Raw genomic sequence first — 390 nt, 5'->3', positions numbered from 1 at the left:
GATATAGAGAGGCTGGTCCGCACGAAATATCGTCATGGAACAAGGCTAGTACTCGCTCCCGAATGACCTGATAATAGGTTGCATCATCTACGTCAAAGTCAGGTGGCCCAAGCTCAAAACGAATGCCAAACGGATGATTGTAAAAAAAGGGGTTTTCGAAAACAATGTCTTGGAGATGCTCAGCAATATAGCGTTGAACCGTCATCATCGTCCTAGCCCACCTTTTCCCAATGATATGACTCGATATAACCAGGTCTATGCAAGGTTCATCGGTCGACTAGGGTCGATGATGGAGTCGTCAATTTCCTCAATATAGGCATCGAAGGCTTCCAAGCCCTCCCGCAAGATGAGGGACGCTTCCTGCGCCGTAATCGGCACCGCCCAGAGCAC

At 49.0% G+C, this 390-nt stretch carries 1 protein-coding gene; it reads right to left on the bottom strand.

What is annotated here, in order from left to right; genetic code table 11:
• The coding region (locus PA598K_RS36645) for a DUF3885 domain-containing protein (RefSeq protein WP_446674104.1) at positions 1-208 on the bottom strand (208 nt) is incomplete at its 3' end.
• Between the last annotated feature and the right edge of the window lie 182 nt (positions 209-390).

This window comes from Paenibacillus sp. 598K (assembly GCF_003851045.1).
GTDB lineage: Bacteria > Bacillota > Bacilli > Paenibacillales > Paenibacillaceae > Paenibacillus_D.
The sequence above is the reverse complement of the archived record's forward strand: the minus strand, read 5'-3'. Positions and strand labels throughout refer to the sequence as shown.